This window comes from Streptococcus sp. X13SY08, from assembly GCF_001182825.2.
GTDB lineage: Bacteria > Bacillota > Bacilli > Lactobacillales > Streptococcaceae > Streptococcus.
In genome coordinates this window covers 382,567-404,949 of sequence record NZ_LFYO02000002.1, presented here as the reverse complement: position 1 = coordinate 404,949, position 22,383 = coordinate 382,567, and the positions used below count along the sequence as shown (strand labels likewise).

At 39.8% G+C, this 22,383-nt stretch carries 26 protein-coding genes; 4 read left to right on the top strand and 22 right to left on the bottom strand.

Going from position 1 to position 22,383, the window contains the following annotated elements; all coding sequences use genetic code 11:
- Nucleotides 1–133: 133 nt before the first annotated feature.
- Complete coding sequence (locus AEX56_RS02620) at nucleotides 134–1,117, top strand: L-lactate dehydrogenase (RefSeq protein WP_049617786.1); 984 nt, start codon at nucleotides 134–136, stop codon at nucleotides 1,115–1,117.
- An 89-nt stretch (nucleotides 1,118–1,206) separates the two neighbouring features.
- On the opposite strand, the gene AEX56_RS02615 is transcribed toward AEX56_RS02620, so the two are convergent.
- The 8 genes from AEX56_RS02615 to AEX56_RS02580 all read right to left on the bottom strand — a co-directional run bounded on the left by AEX56_RS02615 (nucleotide 1,207) and on the right by AEX56_RS02580 (nucleotide 8,974).
- Nucleotides 1,207–2,163, bottom strand: coding sequence for an ABC transporter permease (locus tag AEX56_RS02615; RefSeq protein ID WP_049617785.1), 957 nt, complete (start codon nucleotides 2,161–2,163; stop codon nucleotides 1,207–1,209).
- Nucleotide 2,164: 1 nt separating this feature from the next.
- Nucleotides 2,165–3,220: an ABC transporter permease gene (locus AEX56_RS02610; RefSeq protein ID WP_049617784.1), complete on the bottom strand. Its 1,056-nt coding sequence runs from the start codon at nucleotides 3,218–3,220 to the stop codon at nucleotides 2,165–2,167.
- The gene (locus tag AEX56_RS02605; RefSeq protein ID WP_049617783.1) at nucleotides 3,213–4,748 is read right to left on the bottom strand and encodes an ABC transporter ATP-binding protein; all 1,536 of its coding nucleotides are present in this window, start codon (nucleotides 4,746–4,748) and stop codon (nucleotides 3,213–3,215) included. The genes AEX56_RS02610 and AEX56_RS02605 overlap by 8 nt, the downstream gene beginning before the upstream one ends.
- A gap of 133 nt (nucleotides 4,749–4,881) precedes the next feature.
- On the bottom strand, nucleotides 4,882–5,973 hold the full coding sequence (locus AEX56_RS02600) for a BMP family lipoprotein (RefSeq protein WP_049617782.1): 1,092 nt from the start codon (nucleotides 5,971–5,973) through the stop codon (nucleotides 4,882–4,884).
- A gap of 82 nt (nucleotides 5,974–6,055) precedes the next feature.
- Nucleotides 6,056–6,445: a cytidine deaminase gene (locus tag AEX56_RS02595; RefSeq protein ID WP_049617781.1), complete on the bottom strand. Its 390-nt coding sequence runs from the start codon at nucleotides 6,443–6,445 to the stop codon at nucleotides 6,056–6,058.
- The gene (gene deoC / locus AEX56_RS02590) at nucleotides 6,432–7,094 is read right to left on the bottom strand and encodes a deoxyribose-phosphate aldolase (protein ID WP_049617780.1); all 663 of its coding nucleotides are present in this window, start codon (nucleotides 7,092–7,094) and stop codon (nucleotides 6,432–6,434) included. The genes AEX56_RS02595 and deoC overlap by 14 nt, the downstream gene beginning before the upstream one ends.
- A gap of 15 nt (nucleotides 7,095–7,109) precedes the next feature.
- Nucleotides 7,110–8,387 carry a pyrimidine-nucleoside phosphorylase gene (locus AEX56_RS02585; RefSeq protein ID WP_049617779.1) on the bottom strand — a complete coding sequence of 426 codons (1,278 nt, stop codon included), beginning with the start codon at nucleotides 8,385–8,387 and terminating at the stop codon, nucleotides 7,110–7,112.
- Nucleotides 8,375–8,974 carry a class I SAM-dependent methyltransferase gene (locus AEX56_RS02580; RefSeq protein WP_049617778.1) on the bottom strand — a complete coding sequence of 200 codons (600 nt, stop codon included), beginning with the start codon at nucleotides 8,972–8,974 and terminating at the stop codon, nucleotides 8,375–8,377. The genes AEX56_RS02585 and AEX56_RS02580 overlap by 13 nt, the downstream gene beginning before the upstream one ends.
- Nucleotides 8,975–9,047: 73 nt before the next feature.
- Between AEX56_RS02580 and coaA the strand changes: the two genes are divergently transcribed.
- The 3 genes from coaA to AEX56_RS02565 all read left to right on the top strand — a co-directional run bounded on the left by coaA (nucleotide 9,048) and on the right by AEX56_RS02565 (nucleotide 10,846).
- Nucleotides 9,048–9,968 (top strand): type I pantothenate kinase, encoded by a 921-nt coding sequence (gene coaA, locus AEX56_RS02575; RefSeq protein WP_049617777.1) that lies wholly within the window; start codon nucleotides 9,048–9,050, stop codon nucleotides 9,966–9,968.
- Nucleotides 9,969–10,040: 72 nt separating this feature from the next.
- Nucleotides 10,041–10,274 (top strand): 30S ribosomal protein S20, encoded by a 234-nt coding sequence (rpsT, locus tag AEX56_RS02570; protein ID WP_049618236.1) that lies wholly within the window; start codon nucleotides 10,041–10,043, stop codon nucleotides 10,272–10,274.
- A gap of 50 nt (nucleotides 10,275–10,324) precedes the next feature.
- Complete coding sequence (locus AEX56_RS02565) at nucleotides 10,325–10,846, top strand: AAA family ATPase (protein ID WP_049617776.1); 522 nt, start codon at nucleotides 10,325–10,327, stop codon at nucleotides 10,844–10,846.
- A gap of 14 nt (nucleotides 10,847–10,860) precedes the next feature.
- On the opposite strand, the gene AEX56_RS02560 is transcribed toward AEX56_RS02565, so the two are convergent.
- The 14 genes from AEX56_RS02560 to truB all read right to left on the bottom strand — a co-directional run bounded on the left by AEX56_RS02560 (nucleotide 10,861) and on the right by truB (nucleotide 22,354).
- On the bottom strand, nucleotides 10,861–12,213 hold the full coding sequence (locus AEX56_RS02560) for a sensor histidine kinase (protein WP_049617775.1): 1,353 nt from the start codon (nucleotides 12,211–12,213) through the stop codon (nucleotides 10,861–10,863).
- Nucleotides 12,203–12,877, bottom strand: a complete 675-nt coding sequence (locus AEX56_RS02555) for a response regulator transcription factor (RefSeq protein WP_049617774.1) — start codon at nucleotides 12,875–12,877, stop codon at nucleotides 12,203–12,205. The genes AEX56_RS02560 and AEX56_RS02555 overlap by 11 nt, the downstream gene beginning before the upstream one ends.
- Before the next feature lie 705 nt (nucleotides 12,878–13,582).
- A complete protein-coding gene (gene phoU / locus AEX56_RS02550) occupies nucleotides 13,583–14,236 on the bottom strand; it encodes a phosphate signaling complex protein PhoU (protein ID WP_049617773.1) in 654 nt (217 codons plus the stop codon).
- 38 nt (nucleotides 14,237–14,274) lie between these two features.
- On the bottom strand, nucleotides 14,275–15,033 hold the full coding sequence (gene pstB / locus AEX56_RS02545; protein WP_049617772.1) for a phosphate ABC transporter ATP-binding protein PstB: 759 nt from the start codon (nucleotides 15,031–15,033) through the stop codon (nucleotides 14,275–14,277).
- Nucleotides 15,034–15,051: 18 nt separating this feature from the next.
- Nucleotides 15,052–15,858, bottom strand: coding sequence for a phosphate ABC transporter ATP-binding protein PstB (gene pstB, locus AEX56_RS02540; RefSeq protein WP_049617771.1), 807 nt, complete (start codon nucleotides 15,856–15,858; stop codon nucleotides 15,052–15,054).
- A 14-nt stretch (nucleotides 15,859–15,872) separates the two neighbouring features.
- Nucleotides 15,873–16,760, bottom strand: a complete 888-nt coding sequence (gene pstA, locus AEX56_RS02535; RefSeq protein ID WP_049617770.1) for a phosphate ABC transporter permease PstA — start codon at nucleotides 16,758–16,760, stop codon at nucleotides 15,873–15,875.
- Nucleotides 16,750–17,667 (bottom strand): phosphate ABC transporter permease subunit PstC, encoded by a 918-nt coding sequence (gene pstC, locus AEX56_RS02530; protein WP_049617769.1) that lies wholly within the window; start codon nucleotides 17,665–17,667, stop codon nucleotides 16,750–16,752. The genes pstA and pstC overlap by 11 nt, the downstream gene beginning before the upstream one ends.
- Nucleotides 17,668–17,687: 20 nt before the next feature.
- Entirely contained in the window at nucleotides 17,688–18,563 is an 876-nt protein-coding gene (locus AEX56_RS02525) for a phosphate ABC transporter substrate-binding protein PstS family protein (RefSeq protein ID WP_049617768.1), read from the bottom strand.
- A gap of 119 nt (nucleotides 18,564–18,682) precedes the next feature.
- The gene (locus AEX56_RS02520; RefSeq protein WP_082326187.1) at nucleotides 18,683–19,030 is read right to left on the bottom strand and encodes a methyltransferase RsmF C-terminal domain-like protein; all 348 of its coding nucleotides are present in this window, start codon (nucleotides 19,028–19,030) and stop codon (nucleotides 18,683–18,685) included.
- Complete coding sequence (locus AEX56_RS02515) at nucleotides 19,030–19,788, bottom strand: inositol monophosphatase family protein (RefSeq protein WP_049617766.1); 759 nt, start codon at nucleotides 19,786–19,788, stop codon at nucleotides 19,030–19,032. Before AEX56_RS02515 ends, AEX56_RS02520 begins: the two co-directional genes overlap by 1 nt.
- On the bottom strand, nucleotides 19,769–20,056 hold the full coding sequence (locus AEX56_RS02510; RefSeq protein WP_049617765.1) for a UPF0223 family protein: 288 nt from the start codon (nucleotides 20,054–20,056) through the stop codon (nucleotides 19,769–19,771). The genes AEX56_RS02515 and AEX56_RS02510 overlap by 20 nt, the downstream gene beginning before the upstream one ends.
- Before the next feature lie 2 nt (nucleotides 20,057–20,058).
- Complete coding sequence (spxA, locus tag AEX56_RS02505; protein ID WP_049617764.1) at nucleotides 20,059–20,460, bottom strand: transcriptional regulator SpxA; 402 nt, start codon at nucleotides 20,458–20,460, stop codon at nucleotides 20,059–20,061.
- 33 nt (nucleotides 20,461–20,493) lie between these two features.
- Nucleotides 20,494–21,453 carry a bifunctional riboflavin kinase/FAD synthetase gene (locus tag AEX56_RS02500; protein WP_049617763.1) on the bottom strand — a complete coding sequence of 320 codons (960 nt, stop codon included), beginning with the start codon at nucleotides 21,451–21,453 and terminating at the stop codon, nucleotides 20,494–20,496.
- 16 nt (nucleotides 21,454–21,469) lie between these two features.
- Nucleotides 21,470–22,354 carry a tRNA pseudouridine(55) synthase TruB gene (truB, locus tag AEX56_RS02495; RefSeq protein WP_049618235.1) on the bottom strand — a complete coding sequence of 295 codons (885 nt, stop codon included), beginning with the start codon at nucleotides 22,352–22,354 and terminating at the stop codon, nucleotides 21,470–21,472.
- Nucleotides 22,355–22,383: the final 29 nt, after the last annotated feature.

The window sequence follows — 22,383 nt, the reverse complement described above, 5'->3', positions numbered from 1 at the left end:
ATTTTTCCCTGCTTGGAACTACAATGTAAACATTTTCAAAACTCCTTTCATAACTGACAAAGATCATAAAAAATGCTAGAATAAGAGGTGTTGGGAATGATTTCCCAAATAAAACAAAGGAGATGTTTAAAACATGACTGCAACTAAACAACATAAAAAAGTAATCCTTGTCGGCGATGGTGCCGTGGGTTCAGCATATGCTTACGCTCTTGTTAACCAAGGTATTGGTCAGGAACTTGGTATTGTAGATATCAACAAAGATCGTACTCAAGGGGATGCAGAAGATTTGAGCCACGCTCTTGCTTTTACTTCACCTAAGAAGATTTACTCAGCAGAATATTCTGATGCCCATGATGCAGACCTCGTTGTGTTGACAGCTGGCTTGCCACAAAAACCAGGTGAAACTCGTCTTCAATTGATCGAGAAAAACTTGCGTATCAACCAACAAATCGTTAGCGAAATCGTTGCTTCAGGCTTCAATGGCATCTTCCTTGTTGCAGCTAACCCTGTGGACATCTTGACTTACTCTACTTGGAAATTCTCAGGCTTCCCTAAAGAACGTGTCATCGGTTCTGGTACTTCTCTTGACTCAGCTCGCTTCCGTCAAGCCTTGGCTGATAAGATTGGTATCGACGCTCGCTCTGTTCACGCCTACATCATGGGTGAACACGGTGACTCAGAATTCGCTGTTTGGTCACATGCCAATGTTGCGGGTGTTAAATTGGAACAATGGTTGCAAGACAACCGTGATATTGATGAGCGAGGACTTGTTGATCTCTTTGTATCAGTTCGTGACGCGGCTTACTCTATCATCAATAAAAAAGGTGCAACATACTATGGTATTGGTGTCGCTCTTGCGCGTATTACACAAGCTATCTTTAACGATGAAAATGCAGTACTTCCTCTTTCAGTATACCAAGAAGGTCAATACGAAGGTGTTGAAGATGTCTTCATCGGACAACCTGCTATCGTTGGTGCCAATGGTATCGTTCGAAATGTGAAAATTCCGTTGAATGATGCAGAACTACAAAAATTCCAAGCATCTGCTGCTCAATTAAAAGAAATCATGGATGATGCATTTTCTAACCCAGAAATTGCTGCAGCAGTTAAAAATTAATCCAAATGAAAAGACGTGGAATTCACGTCTTTTTTATGATGATTGAAAGCCATTATAAAAATCCCAACCAAGGTTGAGATTTTTATTTTTTATTTAGTCTTGATGTAGTTGACACCATCTGCTTTTGGTGCCACTGCTTTTCCGAAGAATGCGGCCAAGACAATGATTGTCAAGACGTATGGCGCTACTTGCAAGTAGACTGGATTAATTCCTTTCAAGAACGGTAATTGACCACCAACAACTGCTAGGGACTGTGAAAGTCCGAAGAAGAGACTTGAAAGCATCGCTCCGATTGGATTCCAACGACCAAAGATCATGGCTGCCAAGGCGATGAAACCAGGACCAGCAATCGTTGCTCCAGAGAATTGGCCTGAGATCGCTTGCGAGTAAATCGCTCCGCCAATTCCTCCGAGGAAACCAGAAATCAATACACCAGCATAACGCATTGCATAAACATTGATACCAAGCGTATCAGCTGCTTGCGGATGCTCACCAACTGAACGAAGACGCAAACCAAAGCGAGTTTTATAGATGATAAACCAAGCAAAGAATGCAAAGGCAATGGCGACATAAGCAGGTAAACTTGTAGAGGTAAAGAAGATTTTACCAATTACAGGAATGTCAGACAAAATTGGGAATGTAAATTTACCAAAAGATTTACTAATTGTATCCGTTTGTCCACGGTTGTACATTACTTTACAAAGGAAAACAGCTAAACTTGGAGCAATCAGGTTCAATACTGTACCAGAAACGACATGATCAGCACGGAAATTGACAGTCGCCATAGCATGAAGAACTGAGTAAAGTAAACCAATCAAACCAGCAAAAATTGCGGCAAACCAAGGAGTTGCACTGCCGAAAACTGAAGCCATCTCAATATTGAAGACAACTCCTGCAAAGGCACCCACAACCATAATTCCTTCCAGACCAACGTTGACAATACCACCACGCTCTGAGAAGGTACCGCCGATACTTGTAAAAATCAGAGGAGCAGCATAAATTAATGTATTTGAGACAATCAATGCCAAAAGTGTTGTTGAATCCACCTTACTTACCTCCTTTTACTTTTCCAGGTTTGATAAAATGCTTGATAATGTAGTTAATTCCGACAAAGAAAATAATCAATGCAGAGATAACATCTACAATTTCAGGCGGTACAATAGCCTGCATACCAGATTTACCAATTTCTAGAATACCAAAGAGTAATGCAGCAAATGGAATACCGATTGGCGAATTAGCAGCCAAGAGGGCTACGGCCATACCGTTGAAACCAATGCTAAGTGAAGCATCTTGTTGTTTAACAAATTCGTAAGTTCCAAGACCATCAACAGCACCACCAAGACCTGAAAGAGCCCCAGAAATAACCATTGACAAGATAATCATTTTCTTAGAAGAAATACCAGCGTACTCAGCTGCATGTGGATTGAGACCAACCGCAGTAATTTCATAACCAGCAATGGTTTTCTTAAGAAGGAACCAAATCAAGGCAACAGCAATAAGTGCAAAGAAGAGCCCTAAATTAATTCGAGAGTTTCCAAACATGCCAGATAACCATTCAACCTGATATGAAGCATTTTCTGGAATTTTAGCGACATCTGAACCTTTTTGAGAGAATTTCTCTAAGAGTACTCCATTAACTACAGCATTCGATGTGTAAAGAATAATGTAGTTGAGCATGATGGTAACAATTACTTCACTAGTTCCAAGATAGGCACGAAGAGCACCTGGAATAGCCCCAGCAAAACCACCAGCGATACATGCCACTAAGATAGTAAGTGGAATAGACACGACTTTTGGTAAGCTCTGTGTTTCCAAAGCAAACCACGCTGCTGCCGTCCACCCAATCAAGGCTTGACCAGGTAAACCAACGTTGAAAAATCCAGCTTTCGATGAAACCGCAAAACCAAGACCAATCAAGATAAGTGGTGCCATAGCGCGACCAATTTCACCGATATTGTAAGGCGATCCAAAGGCTGTACTTAAGAGTTTTGAGTAAGCAGCGATTGGGTCATAGCCGAATACCAACATGATGACGGCACCTGCTACCAATCCTAAGAGGACAGCAATCAAAGGAACTGCCCATTTTTGTGTTTTTTTAGACATAAATTTCCTCCTTCTCCAATTTTCCTCCAGCCATTAAGATACCCAATTCTTGCTTATTGGTTTCTTCCGGTAAGAGAATACCTTGGATTTTACCGTCGTGAATCACGGCGATACGGTCCGAAACATCTAAAATTTCATCCAATTCAAAGCTAACTACGAGAACAGCTTTGCCTTTATCACGCTCAGCTACCAAACGTTTACGGATATATTCGATAGCACCAACATCCAAACCACGGGTTGGCTGGCTGATGATCAGCAAATCAGGATTTCGATCAATCTCACGAGCAATAACAGCTTTTTGTTGGTTACCACCTGATAGTGAGCCACCTGATACTACTTCACTGGCTGCACGTACATCAAATTCTTCCATGAGACGACGAGCATTTTCATTGATTTTTTGATAGTTCAAAATACCATTTTTACTAAGTGGTTCTTTGTAGTAAGTTTGCAGAGCAATATTTTCTGCCAAAGTCATATCCAGTACCATACCATCACGATGACGATCTTCAGGAACATGACTAACTTGCATTTCTGTAATTTGGCGTGGCGTATGGTTTGAAACCTCTACACCTTTAATCTTAATAGAGCCAAATTTTACCTTACGCAAACCTGTCAAGGCTTGAATTAACTCAGTTTGACCATTACCATCAATACCTGCAATACCAACAATTTCACCCGCACGAACGCTGAGACCAAGGTTTTTTACAGCAGGTACACCACGATTTTCATGGACAACCAAGTTATCAATTTCAAGAACAACTTCTTTTGGATTTGCAGGAATTTTCTCTGTTTTAAAGGATACAGAACGTCCCACCATCATTTCAGCTAATTCTTGGCTGGTTGTTCCTTCAATCGTAACTGTATCAATGGATTTACCACGGCGAATGACAGTTACGTGATCAGAAACGACACGAATTTCATCCAATTTATGGGTAATCAAGATGATTGATTTCCCTTCCTTAGAGAGATTGCGCATAATGTCCAAAAGCTCCGTAATTTCTGCTGGAGTCAATATGGCGGTAGGCTCATCAAAGATAATGATATCCGCACCACGATAGAGAGTTTTAAGGATTTCAACACGCTGTTGCGCACCAACTGAAATATCTGAAATCTTCGCATAAGGATTGACTGCTAAACCATATTTATCAGATAATTCCTTAATTTCACGAATAGCAGCTTTCATGTCTAAGACACCACCCTTGGTTGTCTCACTACCTAAAACAATATTCTCAGCAACTGTAAACGCCTCAACCAACATAAAATGCTGATGCACCATTCCAATTCCCAATTTTGCTGCTTTAGATGGTGAATCCAACTGGACTGCTTGTCCATTGACAAAAATTTCACCACTAGTAGGCTCTAGCAATCCTGCTAGCATATTCATCAGCGTGGATTTTCCGGCACCATTCTCACCAAGAAGTGAGTGGATTTCTCCGCGTCTGACCTTTAAATTAATATGATCGTTGGCAACGAATTCACCAAACTTCTTGGTGATGTCGCGCATCTCAATGACATTTTCTATTGTCATAGCCCTATCCTTTCAGATTTCTTTTTTAGATCAGTAAAACTTGTTTAAAACAACAAGCTTTACTGAGACAAAAAAGTCCCAGCTAACAAAAGCGACCGCGAAGGGCCGCTTACTGTCCACTATCAATTATTTACTATTTTGCAGTTTTGTCGCTTTCAACACCGCTGTCAACTGTCAAGCTACCGTCAATGATTTTAGCTTTTGCTTCTTCAACAGCTTTCAATACGTCTTCTGAAAGCCCATCCATAACGAGGTCAACACCACCGTCTTTAAGACCGTATGTAAGAACTTGACCACCAGGGAATTCTTTACCTTCTAATTGATCGTTTGCAATACCTTGAAGAACGTGTCCAACCTGTTTAATAGTTGAAGTCAATGTAGAAGTCGCTTCTTTACCGTCTTTAGAAGTGTATTTACCTTCGTCAGTTTGGTCACGGTCAACACCGATAACCCAAACTTTATCTTCGCTATCAGCTGGCAATTGTGAGTTGATATCAGCAGCTTCTTGGAATACACCAGTACCAGTTGCACCTGAAGCATGATAGATTACATCAATACCTGAAGCATACATTGTTGCAGCAATTGATTTACCTTTAGCAGCGTCACTATAGCTATCAGCATACTGAACTTCTACTTGAATAGATGGGTCAACAGATTTAACACCTTCAACGAAACCAGTTTCGAAACGAGTGATAACGTCTGATTCCATACCACCTACGAAACCAACTTTCTTAGAGTCTGAAGTTTTAGCAGCCACGATACCAGCAAGGTAAGCCCCTTCATGGTCAGCAAACAATGCGCTCAACACGTTGTCACCTTCTGGCAACCGAGAATCAACCAATACATAGTTAAGGTCAGCATGACGACCAGCAGCGGTTGTAATACCTTCCGTCAATTTATAACCAATACCTGCAATCAAGTTAAAGCCACTTGAAGCTGCAGACTCAAGGTTTGTTTCATATTGTGACTCATCATCAGACTGGAAGTAAGCATAGTCTGTTTTTTCAGTCAAACCTTTTTCTTCACCCCAAGCTGAGATACCTTCCCAAGCTGATTGGTTAAATGATTTATCATCAACACCACCGGTATCCGTAACCATGGCAAATTTTACAGCTGAATCTTTTCCACTTCCTTCTGAAGATTTTGAAGAGCTGTTGTTACCACATGCAGCCAAAGCTAAAACTGCGACAGATGCTAGACCAAGTCCAACAAATTTCTTGTTCATTTCTGAACCCTCCTAAAAATACTTTTTGCAACAGTGTTGCGAATGATAGAAACGATGCAGTCCGAGAACTGCTTTTACAAATTTATTTTAAATCTGTAAAAGAATATGGAAGTAATTCCCCGACTATCATCGCGACGGTCGATTTGTCTTCCGCAACCAAAGTCACGGTTAAATCCTTATCAAAAAACTCAGCCATTACTTGACGACAAGCACCGCATGGAGAAATCGGTTCTTGTGTTTTCCCATAAACCACAAGCTCTTCAAACTCGCGCGCTCCCTCTGAAATGGCTTTGAAAATTGCAGTACGTTCTCCACAATTTGCAAGTGAAAACGAGGCATTCTCAACATTACATCCCGTAAATACACGGCCATCCTTTGTTACAAGTGCCGCACCAACAGGAAAATGAGAATAGGGAACATAGGCTTGTTTACTAGCTTCAATTGCTAAATCAATAAGTTTAGTATCCGCCATCAGCTTTCTGTCCTTCCATAATGGCTACACCTGAAGATGCACCAATACGAGTTGCGCCAGCTTCAATAAATGCAAGAGCACCTTCAAGTGAACGTGCTCCACCAGAAGCTTTAACGCCCATGTCTGGACCAACTGTCTTGCGCATCAAAGCAATATCATGTACATTTGCTCCACCAGTTGAAAAACCAGTAGATGTTTTAACAAAATCAGCACCAGCTCGCTTAGCTGCTTCACAGGCACGAACTTTTTCCTCATCAGTTAGGAGGCACGTCTCAATAATGACTTTCGTCAACGTATCATTGGCTGCTTCAACAACTGCACGAATATCCGCCTCAACTAAGTCATCTTGACCATCTTTTAGTTGACCAATATTGATAACCATATCAACTTCATCAGCACCATTTGCAATTGCGTCTTTGGTTTCAAACGCTTTAACTGCTGGTGTGTTAGCACCGAGAGGGAAACCAATCACCGCACAAACTTTAACATCAGAACCTTTCAATTCTTGAGCTGCTAAGCTAACCCAAGTTGGATTAACGCAGACACTTGCAAAGTCATATTGTTTTGCCTGTTCAATCAAAGTAAGAATTTGTTCTTTATTTGCTTCAGGTTTTAAAAGCGTGTGATCAATATATTTATTTAATTCCATGTCGTTCTCCGTACATTATGATATAATTTCGATAATTTCTTTCGTATTTACTTGTGCGTCTTCTATTTTAACATTTTTTTGGAAATCTGTAAGCATATTTTCCGAAATTTTTTCATTGCTATAAATATGTGCAATGGTGTCTCCGACTTCTACAGCTTCACCAACTTTTTTCTGGAAGACGATACCTGTTTCATAGTCTAATTCATCCGTTTTAACAGCTCGACCAGCACCTAATTTCATAGCAAATAGTCCGAATTCCAAAGCTGGTAGGGCAGTGATATAACCTGCTTTCTCCGCTTTCACTTCTACAACTTCTGATGTTTGAACGGGTCTGTACAAATCTTCCAAATCTCCACCTTGAGCTGCAACCATTTCTTCAAACTTAGCAAGGGCTGCACCATTGACAAGATGTTCGTGCACTTCTTCTACTGTTTTTTCAACATTGGCGAGACCCAGCATGATATGCGCTAGCTCACAGATAAATTCTGTAACATCTTCACGACCTTTTCCTTGTAGGATTTCAAGAGCTTCCAAGATTTCTAGACGATTTCCAATGCTTGTTCCAACTGGTTGTGACATATCTGTCAAAACAGCTACTGTCTTACGACCAACAGCTTTTCCTAGATCAACCATTGTCTGGGCAAGAACGCGGGCATCTTCAATCGTCTTCATGAAGGCACCTTCACCGACAGTCACGTCTAATAAAATTGCATCTGCACCAGCCGCAATTTTTTTCGACATGACAGAGCTAGCAATTAAAGGAATGGCGTCCACCGTAGCAGTTACATCACGAAGTGCATAGAGAAGTTTATCAGCTTTTACCAATTTATCAGACTGACCGATAACGGAAACACCAATCTCTTGAACTTGCTTGATAAAGTCATCTTGCTCTACTTCAATTTTGTAACCTTTGATAGACTCTAATTTATCTAGTGTTCCACCAGTATGACCGAGTCCGCGTCCACTCATTTTAGAGACAGGTACGCCAAAACTCGCAACTAATGGTGCCAAAATGAGAGTTACCTTATCGCCTACACCACCTGTCGAATGCTTATCAACCTTAATACCTGCGATTGCTGATAAATCAATTTGTTCACCAGTTGCAACCATTGCCATGGTCAATTCGGAAATTTCACGTGTGGTCATTCCTTTAAAATAAATTGCCATTGCAAAGGCAGCCATTTGATAGTCTGGAACAGTTCCATCTACATAGCCATCAATCAACCAAGTGATTTCTTCCTTTGATAATTCGATACCGTCACGCTTTTTCTGGATGATATCTACTGCTCGCATACTTTTTCACTCTCAAGGATATAATAACCCTTGTCCTTCTTTATTATTTGGCAATTACCGAAAACTTCCTCCATTTTAGCTTTAGCACTTGGAGCCCCTTGTTTTTTCTGAATGACTATGGTTAAACGGCCATTTGGCAATAAATGATCAAAAGCTCCACTAATAACCTCATGCACAACAGCCTTGCCTGCACGAATGGGTGGATTGGAAATGATATAGTCAAAGTGATCGCTGACATTTTCGTAAATATCAGATTGAAAAATGGTCGCTTTCACGCCATTTTTATCTGCATTTTTCTGTGCCAAATCAATCGCTCGACTATTGATATCAATCAGTGTTGCATTGACATCAAAAACCTTTCCTAAAGTCAAACCAAGTGGACCGTATCCACAGCCCACATCTAATAATGTTCGTCCTTGTTCCAGATCTAAATTGTTTAGCAACACCTGGCTTCCATAGTCAATCATCTTTTTACTGAAAACACCGGCATCTGTCAGAAATACCATGGTTGTATCCAAAAACTTGACTGTCAACTCATGTATGTCATGAGCTGCTTTCGGATTTTTTTCGTAATACATATTGGTCATATAGATATTATACCACTTTGTAAAAACGTTTTCAAGGGGTTTACAAAATGAAAATTCATGCTAAAATGAGGCTATGAAAAATGAATTGAGCAATTTTGAGAAAATTAGTAGAAAGACTTGGCAGAGATTACATCGTCATACAACAGCAACTCTCACCCTCGAAGAACTCAATGCTATCAAGAGTTTTAACGATCGTATTAGTCTTCAAGAAGTGGCAGATGTTTACCTTCCTTTGACTAATTTAATCCGAATTTATAAAAAAGCAAGTGAAGATCTCTCTTTTTCAAAAAGTTTATTTTTGCAGAAAAGAATCCGTCCCAATCCTTTTATTATTGGGGTAGCTGGTAGCGTGGCTGTCGGAAAGTCGACCACCAGTCGATTGCTACAAACCCTATTAGCACGCACTTTCAAGCATGCTAAGGTGGAAATGGTGACCACGGATGGCTTTCTGTATCCTAATAAAATTTTAAAAGAAAAAGGCATTTTACAGCGTAAAGGCTTCCCAGAATCCTATAATATGGAACTGCTCCTTGATTTTTTGGACACTATTAAAAATGGTGACCAATTTGAAATTCCTGTTTATTCTCACGAGGTCTACGACATTCTAGAAAATGAAAAACAAATCATCCAAGCGCCCGATTTTTTGATTATTGAGGGTATCAATGTTTTTCAAAATCCACAAAATCAGCGACTGTATGTCAGTGATTATTTCGATTTAGCCATTTACGTGGATGCAGATGTAGAAAATATTGAGAGTTGGTATCTCGAACGGTTCCAAAAATTATTGAAATTGGCGGAAACAGATCCTCATAACTACTACCACCGCTTTACACAGATGCCCTTTAATGAAGTGCTGGCTATTGCTCAAGATACATGGAAAGAAATCAATCTGGCTAATCTGGAAAAATATATTGAACCCACACGTAGTCGGGCAGATATTATTCTTCATAAAGGTCAAAACCATGAAATTGATGAAATTTATCTAAAAAAATAGATTTCTCTTGTCAAATGACCTATTTTCAGATATAATGGTATGGTTAGTATAGAAAAGGTGGAGGTGAAACCATTGGCAAACATTAAATCAGCTATCAAACGCGCTGAATTGAACGTTAAACATAACGAAAAAAACTCAGCTCAAAAATCAGCTATGCGTACTGCTATCAAAGCATTTGAAGCAAATCCTTCTGAAGAACTTTACCGCGCTGCAAGCTCAGCTATCGATAAAGCAGAAACAAAAGGTTTGATTCACAAAAATAAAGCAAGCCGCGATAAAGCACGTCTTGCAACTAAACTTGCTTAATAAAAAAGCCTTCGGGCTTCTTTTTTTCTCTCATTTTCAAGGAGTTTGCAATGAAAATTCAATTGATTGGCTATGCTGGTGCTGGAAAGTCAACTTTGGCTAAAAAACTAGCTCGATACTACCAAATTCCTTTTTGTCACTTGGACAATATTCAATTCCTGCCCAATTGGAAAAGTCAATCTGCTGAAAATTTCAACAAAATTTTAGATCTATTTCTAAATAACCATGACTCCTGGGTCATTGATGGAAACTATAGCAAGTACCACTTTAATAGAAGACTGGAGGAAGCAGACTGCATTATCTTTATGAATTTTCCTGCTTACCTCTCCTTCTTTCGGGTCTTAAAGCGTTACTTAAGGTATAGAGGTCACAGTCGACCTGATATGGCAGAAGGTTGCCTTGAAAAATTAGACTGGGAATTTATATGGCGGATCCTCTATCGTGGACGAAACAAGAAAAAACGTACGATCTTCGAAAAAATTTGCAAGGATTATTCCTCTAAAATGGTTATTTTAAAAAATCAGAAAGAGATTGATGACTTTTTAAAACAGCAAAAAATCGCCGAGAGCTAGTCTCAGCGATTTTTTTATTTTGGAATACGTACTTCAAAAATAGTTCCTTTTGGATAACGATCGTGCACAGTAATCGTACCATTTAAAGTATCAAGAATCTGTTTAGCAAGAGCAAGCCCTAAACCAAAACCACCTTTTTGACGGGTACGTGCCTTATCAACACGGTAAAAGCGATCGAAAATCTTTTGCTTGTCACTATCAGAAATACCAATTCCATCATCTTCTACACTATAAATCAAGCACTTGTCTTTGTTATAAACTTTAATGACAATATGACCGTCATCATCTGTGTATTTTAGTGCATTGTCAAACAGGATCGTCATGACTTGTTTGAGCAAAATTTTATCGGTCCGAACAGACTGCTGCATAGCATTTTTAAACTCTAAATGCTTACCATTTTCTTCTGCCATAATCATATAATTATCAAAGACCTCGTCAAAGAAGGCTGGCTGGACATCTGTTATCTCAAGTTTCAAGCCATCATCTCGCCGTGCCAGATTGAGTAAATTCGTCGTCAACAAGCGCATGTTTCGAACTTCTTCTAAGCTAGACGCAATACTCTCGCTACTTTCCATAATAGTAGCATCTGGTCTGCGAAAGAGTCCTTCTAACCGATTTTGCAAAACAGCCAAGGGCGTGCGTAATTCATGACTAGCATTTTCCACAAAATCCTTCTGTTTTTGAAAGCTAACCAATATTGGTTGGACAGTAAGTTGTGCCAAATAGAGACTAGCTACAATGGAAATCAACCAAAAGCTAACCATAACCAGTAACACCGTTCTCTCATAGGTTTCAATTGAATCCATAATTTGGGTTGTATTAAATAGAATCGCTGCGTACTTGATGTCCAAGGTTGTTGGTAAGACGGTTTTAGAACTGTCCACTTCAACAGTCATCATCCGATAAGACTCTTCTTTCCCAAACAAGGTTGCGAAGGAAGTCACTTCAATTTCACCAAGATGGTGAGTATCCAAAGGCAGTCCAGACAACCCAGATAGATTATCCAGCTGATTGAGGATGATACCCTTGCTATCATACAGAATAATATGATAGTTGGTATTCAAGTCTAATTTTTTTTCAGGATTAAAGGTAAAAATTCCATTTTTGGATGTCTGGTCCGAAGAGTTTTCTTCTTCAAAATAGATAGTATTTGCACCTATTCCACGTGCCACCGCAAAATTGATAATCAAGTTTGGATCGTGGGCGATAATATCAAAATTTTCATCGGATGTGTGATACATGGTTGACCGCATGAGCTGTAAGATAATCAGCGTCATCATTCCAAAAATCAATGTAAAAACAGCAAAATAACGGATAAAATATGAAAAATTATCCGTATGTGAAAGTTTTTTTAATTTATTCAGCATGTTTCAAAATGTAACCAACACTACGAAGGGTTTGTAAATTCTCCCCGAATGTGGTACCTTTCAATTTTTTTCTTATTTTTGAGACATATACTTCGACTACTGAAATCGTTGTATCACTATCAAAGCCCCATAAACGATCAAAAATCTGAGTTTTTGGTAAGATAACATTTTGATTTTGCAAGAAGTACACTAGCAAATCAAATTCTTTTCCTAGTAATTCTACTTCAACATTATTGACATAAGTTGAGTTTGTTGTCAGGTTAACTGAGACATCACCATATGATAAGATAGTTTCACTAAATTTGCCAGCACGTTTCAATAGTGCCTGAATCCGCATTTTTAGCTCTTCTAAATAAAATGGTTTGGTCAGATAATCATCCGCTCCCAATTCAAATCCATGTCCTTTGTCGTCCAAACCTTCCTTGGCTGTCATGATAAGGACCGATGTAGTAGTGCCTTTTGTACGAATTTCTTTCAAAACTTGAAAACCATCTTTTTCAGGTAACATCAAGTCTAATAAAATCAAGTCATAGATTCCTGATTCCGCTTCGTAGACACCCTCTTCTCCATCAAAGACCTGCATCACATCTGCGAAATCATCTAAAAAATCAAATATTGAATTGGAAAGGCCTAAATCATCCTCAACTAATAATAATTTAATCATTCCATTCTCCTTTTTTATTATTATAACATGATTAGACTAAATACCAAATCATTCAATCTTATTTTACCTGTTTTTTTGAGTCAAATAGTCCATGTCTTGAATTTTTGCTTTTAGCTTGATGGGATATAGATATTCACCGTCTTTCATTTTTTGTAGATTCTAATATCTCAAACTCTACAGCGCTTAAAATTTTATGAGCATCATCCAATAGCTCCTCATTACTGGCGTCTCACACCTAGACTATTTTTTCGTTAATGGTGACCTAAAGCAGTCACCCCATTTCTGTGATGATTTGTTTATGAGTCAAACTGTTTGAAAATTACTTTGCGCCCAACACAGAGATTCTCCAGTCCTTGTTACCAGAGAAATTTCAACTTTTCACAGTGGAAATGCCGAGATTACTGACCAATAAAAAACCTAGAAGGCCTATTATCGTTCTTACTTGCAGGACTACCTTTTATACTCGTAATCACAGTATAAACTACCTTTCTTAAAGCAAACTAAAAAGGACCGTTTTAGGATGGTTCAATTTTCAAAAAATAAACACATATCGTTGCCAGTTGCATTAAAGGCTATCAAAAGGTTAGAAATTGAGAAGATTACTTTCAAAGAATGGTGCTTCCTGCGTGACGGGGGCTGTGAATACCAATCTTTCAATTACTCGGAAAATTCACCAGTAAAAAAGCAAAACCGAAGTTTTGCTTTTTATAATTCTGTAATTTTACCAGTTTTGAGGTAAACAACCCATTCACAGATATTTTTTGCGTAATCACCGATACGTTCCAAGTAAGAAATAACTTGAAAATAATCACGACCTGCAACGATAGAGTCTGGATTTTTCTTAATTTCTTCTGTTGCTAAATCACGAATGCTTTCAAAATAATTATTAATCACTTCATCGTGTGCAGCAATTTCATACGCTTTTTCTTCATCACCGTTGAGGTAAAGATCCAAAACGGCTTCTACCAATTCACGGGCTTCGCGACCCATTTTATTGATTTCTTCTTCTACAACTGCAATACGGATTTCACCTTTCATACGGATGGTTGCTTCAGCTATTGCTACTGCATGATCGCCCATACGTTCAACGTCACTTGTTGCTTTCAAAACAGTGATAACCGTACGCAAATCTTGGGAAACCGGCTGTTGAAGCGCAATCATTTCTAATGATTTTTTCTCCAATTTCAACTCGAAATCATTGATTTTTGCATCAGCTTCAATAACTGCTTTTGCCATATCACGGTCATGAGTGATAAAGGCGCGAACTGTTTTGTTAATTTGTCCTAACACTTCTGTGCCCATTGCATAGAACTGATTGTGCAATTTTTCTAATTCATCTTCAAATTGTGAGCGTAACATCGTTTACTCCTTTATTCCTTTTTGACGGTAACGATCGCTTATCCGAACTTACCAGTGATATAGTCTTCTGTTTCCTTGTGAACTGGATTCATGAACATTTTCTTGGTTTTATTGTATTCTACCAAATTACCATCCAAGAAAAATCCTGTCCAATCTGATATCCGTGAGGCTTGTTGCATCGAACGTGTTACGACTACCAAAGTGTATTGCTCTTTCAAACCAAACAGCGTTTCTTCGATTTTACCAGCTGAAATTGGATCCAGTGCTGATGTTGGCTCATCCAGCAAAATAATTTTCGGACTAGTTGCCAATACACGGGCGACACAGACACGTTGCTGTTGACCACCGGATAGTCCCAATGCAGAATCATGCAGACGGTCTTTGACCTCATCCCAAATAGAAGCACCAATCAAGGATTTTTCCACTGCTTCATCTAAAATTTGCTTGTCCTTAATACCATTAATTCGCAAACCGTAGACTACATTTTCATAGATAGACATAGGAAATGGGTTTGGCTGTTGGAAAACCATGCCGATTTCTTTACGAAGGTCAACCGTGTCCGTACGAGGGCTGTAGATATTGTGACCATTGTAGTTGATGACGCCTGTCAAGGTAACTTCAGGATTTAAACCACCCATGCGGTTAATGGAACGCAAGAGAGTGGATTTCCCAGATCCTGAAGGTCCAATAAGTGTCGTAATTTGGTTGGGATAGATGTCAATAGATACTTGGTTGAGTGCCTTTTTTTGACTATAGTAAACAGATAAATCTTTTACCTGTAAAATTGGTTCTGTCATCAGATTTCTGTTTCCTTTCTATCCAAAGTGACCAGATACGTAGTCACTAGTTGACTGACATTTAGCATTTTGGAAAATATTCTTAGTCTTATCGTACTCAATCAAATCTCCTAGATAGAAGAATGCAGTGCAATCACTTGCACGAGCTGCTTGTTGCATATTGTGCGTTACGATAATGATGGTATAATTTTTCTTCAATTCAAACATGGTCTCTTCTAATTGCATGGTCGCAATTGGATCCAAGGCTGAAGCAGGTTCATCCATGAGAAGAATGTCTGGTTTCACAGAGATAGCACGGGCAATACAGAGGCGTTGTTGCTGACCTCCCGACAAGGTAAAGGCTGATTTATGCAAATCATCTTTAACCTGATCCCAGAGGGCAGCTTGTTTAAGAGAAGTCTCCACAATTTCATCCAAGACACGCTTGTCTTTGACACCAGCGCGTTCATAGGCAAAGGTAATATTCTTATAAATTGATTTTGCAAATGGATTTGGGCGTTGGAAAACCATGCCGATGTGCTTACGCATTTCGTAAACATTGATTTCAGGTTTATTGACGTCAATGCCTTGGTAAAGAATTTCTCCAGTTACTTTTGCGATATCAATGGTATCGTTCATTCGGTTCAAACTACGAAGGAAAGTTGATTTCCCACAGCCTGATGGTCCGATGAGGGCGGTAATTTTATTTTTTTCAAATTCCATATCAATACCCTTGATAGCTTCTTTTTGACTATAGTAAACATGCAAGTCTTTAGTTTCAAGAGCTAATTTTTCCTTATCCGGAAAAGTAATGATATGACGTTCATTCCAGTTATAATCTGCCATTTCTTCTCCTTTGATTAGGCTGCTGACGTTAATTTCGCGTGCAATACTTTACCAATACGACGGGCTACCAAGTTGAAAATTAAGATAAAAATCAAGAGCACTGCTGCTGATCCAGCAGAAACTTGTGTCGCATCAGGAATAGTTCCTTCACTGTTAACTTTCCAAATATGAACAGCCAAGGTTTCAGATTGACGGAAGATGGAAATTGGGCTGGTTACACTAAGTGGATTCCAGTTGGACCAATCAAGAGCTGGCGCTGATTGACCAGCGGTATAGATAAGAGCTGCTGCCTCACCAAAAATACGACCAGAAGCAAGGACAATCCCTGTCACAATGCCTGGAAGCGCTTCAGGAATAACAACGTGTAGGACTGTCTCCCAGCGAGAAATTCCTAGAGCAAGACCAGCTTCACGTTGCGTATGATGAACAGTTCTCATGCTATCCTCGACCGTACGTGTCATTTGTGGTAAGTTGAAAACCGTCAATGCTAAGGCACCTGAAAGAATAGAAAATCCATATTCAAACTGAACAACGAAAATCAAATAACCAAACAGACCCACCACCACAGATGGTAATGAGGAAAGAATCTCAATACAGGTACGGATAAAATCAGTAATCGGCCCCTTCTTAGCATATTCTGCCAAATAGATTCCTGCTCCTGTTGACAATGGGATAGAAATAACCAAAGTGACTACTAGGAGGAAGAAGGAATTGTACAGTTGAATTCCGATACCACCACCTGCTTCATAAGAAGAGGATTTACCCGTCAAGAATGACCAGCTAATGTGTGGCAAGCCTCGCACCAAGATAAATAAGATGAGGGCTGTTAAGATGGTTACGATAATACCTGCGATGGTATAGAGTATTCCTGTCGCAAGCTTGTCCATTTTTTTAGCGTGCATAGTTTTTCTTACCCTCTCTTGTAATAAATTTCATAATCATGTTGAAGACTAAACTCATCAAGAGCAATACCAAGGCTAATGACCAGAGAACATTATTTTGAACGGTTCCCATAACGGTATTTCCGATACCCATAGTCAAAACAGATGTCAAGGTTGCTGCTGGTGTTGTCAATGATGTTGGAACGACTGCAGAGTTACCAACGACCATCTGGATGGCTAAGGCTTCCCCAAAGGCACGGGCCATACCAAAAATCACAGCTGTAAAAATACCTGGTTTTGCCGCATTCAATACAACACGCCAAATAGTCTGCCAACGAGTGGCACCCATTGCAAGACTCGCTTCACGGTAATGACGAGGAACAGCACGAAGGCTATCGACTGTCATAAAGGTAACCGTTGGCAAAATCATTACGAAGAGGACAAATACCCCTGATAAGATACCAAAACCAGTGCCACCAAAGATAGAGCGAACAAATGGCACAACTACTTGTAAACCGATAAATCCGTAAACTACCGATGGAATTCCGACCAGCAACTCAACAACTGGTTGTAAAATTTTAGCACCGTATTTAGGTGAAACTTCCGTCATAAAGACTGCTGCTCCGATAGCAAATGGAGTTGCAACAATGGCTGATAAGATAGTGACAATAAAGGATCCTGAAATCATCGGTAAAGCACCAAATAATTTAGAACTTGGATCCCATGTAGAGCTAAACAAGAAATCTACCATGCTCACTCCATCAACAAAGAAAGTGGATAATCCACGTTGAGCTACGAAAATCAAAATCATAGCTACAATAAATACAATAAGTGCTAAACAAAGAAAAGTAATCACCTTACCAAATTTTTCCAAACGAGAATTTTTGGAAAGAGATGTTAATTTTTTAGCGAGTTCTTGATTTTTCATCTATACTCCTCTACTAGCCACTAGTCTTTCTTAATTTCTGTTACAACGCCGTCAGCAGATTCTTCTACTTTCATATGATTGATGGAAATATAGCCCATAGCCGGTACAATCCCCTCTTGAACTTCATTCGATTTCATGTATTCCAAGAATTCAGCCGTCAAATCTTCTGCTTTCCCATTCGTATACATGTGCTCGTAGGACCAAATCGGCCAATCATTTGTTGCAACATTTTCAGTAGTTGGTTCAAAACCATTCAAATTCATAGTATTTACAGAATCATCAACATAGGCAAATGATAGATAGGAAATAGCTCCTGGCGTTTGCGCTACGATAGATTTCACTATCCCGTTTGAATCTTGTTCTTGACTCTGCTTGGCATGTTGACCATCCATAACGACCGCATCAAATGTAGCACGAGAACCAGAACTTGCTGCACGATTTATAATCGAAATTTCTAAGTCATCGCCTCCCAATTCCTTCCAGTTTTTGATGTCGCCTGTAAAGATTTTACGAAGCTCTTCTGTCGTAACATTTTCAACATTCACTTCTTTATTAACGATAACGGCTAAGCCTGCAACAGCAACTTGATGGTCCACCAATTTCTCAGCATCAATCCCCTCTTTTTCTTCTGCAAACACGTCACTGTTCCCGATTTGCACAGCGCCAGACTGCACTTGGGAAAGCCCTGTCCCAGAACCTCCTCCTTGAACATTAATAGTCTTACCAATATTGGTACTACCAAATTCATCAGCAGCCGCTTCAACGAGAGGCTGAAGAGCTGTGGATCCTACTGCAGTGATAGATTCACCGCGATCGATCCAACTAGAACAAGCAGATAGTGAGAGACTCGCACAAAGAATGAAGGCGGTCATACCAAGCTTATGCTTTTTATTCATCTTTATTTTCCTTTTTTATTTTTAGGTAATTTATGCTGAAAACTCTTCTAACAAACATAAACCATACAATTCTACTATAACACATAAAATGAGGACATGCAAAATATTTTTGCTCTAATTTATGACTGAAAACGTAGCCCTTTTGGAAAGCTATTTTTTAGAGTTCCAGAGACGATTTTGGCGAATCCAAGCCCATTTCCGTTGATGGCAACTTGCCCTACAACCTGTGCAGCTGGCTCCTGAGAATAAACCAAACCAGTCACATGCTGAGGAGATTTTCCGGAAACTTTTCCATAATAAGACCATGGCATATCAGGAATTTTATCAGCAAATATTCCCTGCTGTTCCTTTAATGGATTAGTTCGGAATCCAGACACAGCTGGTGCTTCAAAGCTAGCTAAGAAAGGGGGCGCTTCTGGCCCTAACAAGCGACTATACTTTTCAATAAAATCTTGTGGAAAGTCAATCACTTCAAAAATCCTTTTAACTCTTCTAATTTTTCTTTTGCAATTAAAATAACGTGTTCTCGTCCATTGAAAGAAGGTTTTTCTCCTTTTTCATTGACCAAGATATAGCCTAAAGCTTCTCCTAGAATGCTAGCTGCTGCATAATCCCACGGATAAACATAGGACACATGCGCCATGAGACGCTGGTTGAGCACACGTGAAAAACTTAGTCCCGCACTACCGAGCGAGCGAATTCCCACAAACTGATCTGCAAAATCTGCGAAATTCTGTGCATAGAGCCCAGCATTAAGACCAATCATCCCTTCTGAAAAGGGCTTGTCTGTAAATTTTGATAATAATTGATCGTCTTCATAAACAGGAAATGCTCCGCCACCATGGTACAGTGTATCAGACATAACGTCATAAATGAGACCAAATTTTCCTTGACCATCTTCAAAATAGGCTAGCAAGACAGCAAAATCTGATCGTTGAACGATGAAATTGCTAGTCCCATCAATTGGATCAATCACCCAGACATTCCCCTGATCAATAGGATGTCGATTTTCATTCTCTTCTCCATAAATATGATCGTTAGGAAAAGCCTTGACAATTGCCTGACTCATATTGTCTTGCACATCTTTATCCAAATGCGTTACTAAATCCGTGAAGTGGGATTTGATTTCAACTTTTAAATCATCATGCAGGTGTTGTCGGAGAAACGCGCCTGCTTCTTTAACCAAATCTTGGGCAAATTGGTATTTAGTTTCTAAAGTCGCCAAGTCGAACGACCCCTTTCTGCTTTTCCTTTGCTGCTTGTACAGCACGATAGGTTGAGTAGCCAGAAGTAGCTTCAAATTCCCGATCGATTTTGCGCTCCTCTCCCTTACTTTTAACAACTGATTTGAAGGCTCTGTAGCGCTCTAGTAGTACCTCAGCACCAACACCACCTTCATATGCTTTTTCCACTTGATTCAAAAAAGAAAGCACGGAGGAAAGCTCCTCTGTGCTCCAAGAAAAATCAAGAGGATATGAATAATTTTTGTCCATATCTATCCTATTTCTGCTCTTAATGTTGCATTTTTCAACTCTTGCTTGCGATAATCTCTCGGTAAGAAGGCACGAATCTCATCTTCATTAAATCCAATCTGCATCCGCTTTTCATCCAACATAATCGGACGGCGCAAGAGGCTTGGATAAGTTTCTATGAGACCGATCAGCTCGGAAATGGATAAATCATCCACATCCACATTTAACTTTTGAAAGATTTTGGAGCGAGTCGAAATCAAGTCGTCGGTCCCATTTTCCGTCAAAGCCAGGATACTTTTCAATTCGTCGGCTGACAAGGGACTGGTCATGATATTGTGCTCAGTGAAGGGGACTTGGTGGTTGGTTAACCAAGCACGCGCCTTACGACAACTTGTACAGCTTGGCGACAAGAATAATGTAATCATAAGCATCCTTTCCTTCCTATAATTTACACTATATTATACAACAGTTTGGAATCCTTTACAAGCTTTTTCTGGCGTCCATTCAAGTGAGACGCGCTCGTCTTCTTTCATTTGTTGCATGAGTTCGCCAATTCCATCAAACTTGATCATATTACGAATTTTTTCCAACCAATAGATGGTAATTCGTTGACCGTAAATGTCTTTTTGGAAGTCAAAAATATGTGCCTCTAAACGTAATTCTGTACCATCAAAAGTAATATTTTTTCCTACGCTAGCCATAGCTCGATAGCGTTTGTCATCGATTTCTACATCTGCTACGTAGACCCCATCTCCTGGTAAATGGACCCGTTCAAATGGTGCTAAATTGGCGGTCGGATAACCAATAGTCCTACCCCGCGCATCTCCATGAACGACAATACCTTCCGTCGAAAATTCATAACCCAGCAAGTGATTAGCAAGTGTCACATGCCCATCTTTTATGGCTTGACGAATACGGGTCGAAGAAATTTTTTCATTCTCAAAAGTCACTTGGTCGACGACTTCAACTTGACCATCAAATAAGCACCGCATATCTTCAACTGTTGCTCTGCTATTGCCAAAACGATAATCAAAACCTGTCACAACAACCTTAGCTTTCAAAGAGTGGATGTAGCGTTCGACAAATTTCTCAGGTGAGGTAGACGCAAATTCGCTGGTAAAGTCGATTAAATAGAGGGTATCCACACCATTTTCTGCCATGAGCTGATACCACTTTTCCATACTGGTCAAATGCAATAGGAGCTCTGATTCAAAGCGTAAGAATGCAATTTTAGGAGACTCCGGAAAAGCGAGGACAGAAACTGTCAAACCACGCTCATCCGCCAATTGTCGTGCTCGTTCAAAAAGGGCTTGATGCCCTTTATGAATGCCATCAAAATATCCTAACACCAAAACAGTTTCTTGACATTCTTTTTTTTCCGCTAATTCTTGGCTATTTTTTATCTCTATGATTTCCATATAATGTACTTCTTTTTTAGCCGGTAAAAACCTTATTAGGTTTATAAACTGCTTCTCTTTTTTCTAATATAGCAACCAAATTCCCATCGTAAAAAGCTGCCAAACGGTCTTCTTCTTGTTTTTCTAGTGGGAAAAAACGTCCAAATTGAACTTCCTTGACTTGTTCTTCTGTCAGCTCCACTTTGGCTAAATCTCCGATTCCATTTTCGATAGGTTGGAGAAATGACCAATCATCCTCTGCCACTTTCTCTGTAATCTGCTCCAAAGTTAGAGCATCTTCTAAAGACATTCCTGCAGATCCTGTTCGCTCTAATTTGGACATGTGACTAGGATAACCCAGTTTAGCCCCTAAATCGACAGATAGGGTTCGCACGTACGTCCCCTTGCCACATTTGACACGAAAACTGAATCGCGCACAGTCATTTTCAAAGGCAATCGAACTGGCTCGCTCAAAGGAATAAATATCAATTTGACGTTGAGGGCGCTCTACTTCTTGCCCCGCACGAGCATATTCATAGAGCTTGCGCCCGTTGACCTTAACAGCTGAGTACATGGGCGGAATCTGGATAATGCGTCCAATGAATGCCGCCGTTGCTGCATCCAATTGGGCTTCTGACAAATCAGTCGAAACGGCTCTTTTCTCTACTATTTCCCCTGAAGCATCTTCGGTCGTCGTCGAAAAACCAAGGGTAATTTCACCCTCGTAAATCTTGCCTTCTTCCTGCATGAACTCAATGAGGCGCGTCGCTTTTCCAAGTGCGATGGGCAAGACTCCTGTCACATCTGGGTCAAGGGTCCCGCCGTGACCAATTTTCTTCTCATGTAAAATTTTTCGGAGTTTAAAAACTGCATCATGACTAGTCATGCCTGCTTCTTTTTTTAGATTGATTATTCCTGAAATCATAAGTTACATTATACCACAAACTAGGG

Bases quoted from the DNA above. Each gene is read 5' to 3' on its own strand.
- AEX56_RS02620 (WP_049617786.1), top strand. From the start codon at position 134: ATGACTGCAACTAAACAACATAAAAAAGTAATCCTTGTCGGCGATGGT.
- AEX56_RS02610 (WP_049617784.1), bottom strand. From the start codon at position 3,220: ATGTCTAAAAAAACACAAAAATGGGCAGTTCCTTTGATTGCTGTCCTC.
- AEX56_RS02605 (WP_049617783.1), bottom strand. From the start codon at position 4,748: ATGACAATAGAAAATGTCATTGAGATGCGCGACATCACCAAGAAGTTT.
- AEX56_RS02600 (WP_049617782.1), bottom strand. From the start codon at position 5,973: ATGAACAAGAAATTTGTTGGACTTGGTCTAGCATCTGTCGCAGTTTTA.
- AEX56_RS02595 (WP_049617781.1), bottom strand. From the start codon at position 6,445: ATGGCGGATACTAAACTTATTGATTTAGCAATTGAAGCTAGTAAACAA.
- deoC (WP_049617780.1), bottom strand. From the start codon at position 7,094: ATGGAATTAAATAAATATATTGATCACACGCTTTTAAAACCTGAAGCA.
- AEX56_RS02585 (WP_049617779.1), bottom strand. From the start codon at position 8,387: ATGCGAGCAGTAGATATCATCCAGAAAAAGCGTGACGGTATCGAATTA.
- AEX56_RS02580 (WP_049617778.1), bottom strand. From the start codon at position 8,974: ATGACCAATATGTATTACGAAAAAAATCCGAAAGCAGCTCATGACATA.
- coaA (WP_049617777.1), top strand. From the start codon at position 9,048: ATGAAAAATGAATTGAGCAATTTTGAGAAAATTAGTAGAAAGACTTGG.
- AEX56_RS02565 (WP_049617776.1), top strand. From the start codon at position 10,325: ATGAAAATTCAATTGATTGGCTATGCTGGTGCTGGAAAGTCAACTTTG.
- AEX56_RS02560 (WP_049617775.1), bottom strand. From the start codon at position 12,213: ATGCTGAATAAATTAAAAAAACTTTCACATACGGATAATTTTTCATAT.
- AEX56_RS02555 (WP_049617774.1), bottom strand. From the start codon at position 12,877: ATGATTAAATTATTATTAGTTGAGGATGATTTAGGCCTTTCCAATTCA.
- phoU (WP_049617773.1), bottom strand. From the start codon at position 14,236: ATGTTACGCTCACAATTTGAAGATGAATTAGAAAAATTGCACAATCAG.
- pstB (WP_049617772.1), bottom strand. From the start codon at position 15,033: ATGACAGAACCAATTTTACAGGTAAAAGATTTATCTGTTTACTATAGT.
- pstB (WP_049617771.1), bottom strand. From the start codon at position 15,858: ATGGCAGATTATAACTGGAATGAACGTCATATCATTACTTTTCCGGAT.
- pstA (WP_049617770.1), bottom strand. From the start codon at position 16,760: ATGCACGCTAAAAAAATGGACAAGCTTGCGACAGGAATACTCTATACC.
- pstC (WP_049617769.1), bottom strand. From the start codon at position 17,667: ATGAAAAATCAAGAACTCGCTAAAAAATTAACATCTCTTTCCAAAAAT.
- AEX56_RS02525 (WP_049617768.1), bottom strand. From the start codon at position 18,563: ATGAATAAAAAGCATAAGCTTGGTATGACCGCCTTCATTCTTTGTGCG.
- AEX56_RS02510 (WP_049617765.1), bottom strand. From the start codon at position 20,056: ATGGACAAAAATTATTCATATCCTCTTGATTTTTCTTGGAGCACAGAG.
- spxA (WP_049617764.1), bottom strand. From the start codon at position 20,460: ATGATTACATTATTCTTGTCGCCAAGCTGTACAAGTTGTCGTAAGGCG.
- AEX56_RS02500 (WP_049617763.1), bottom strand. From the start codon at position 21,453: ATGGAAATCATAGAGATAAAAAATAGCCAAGAATTAGCGGAAAAAAAA.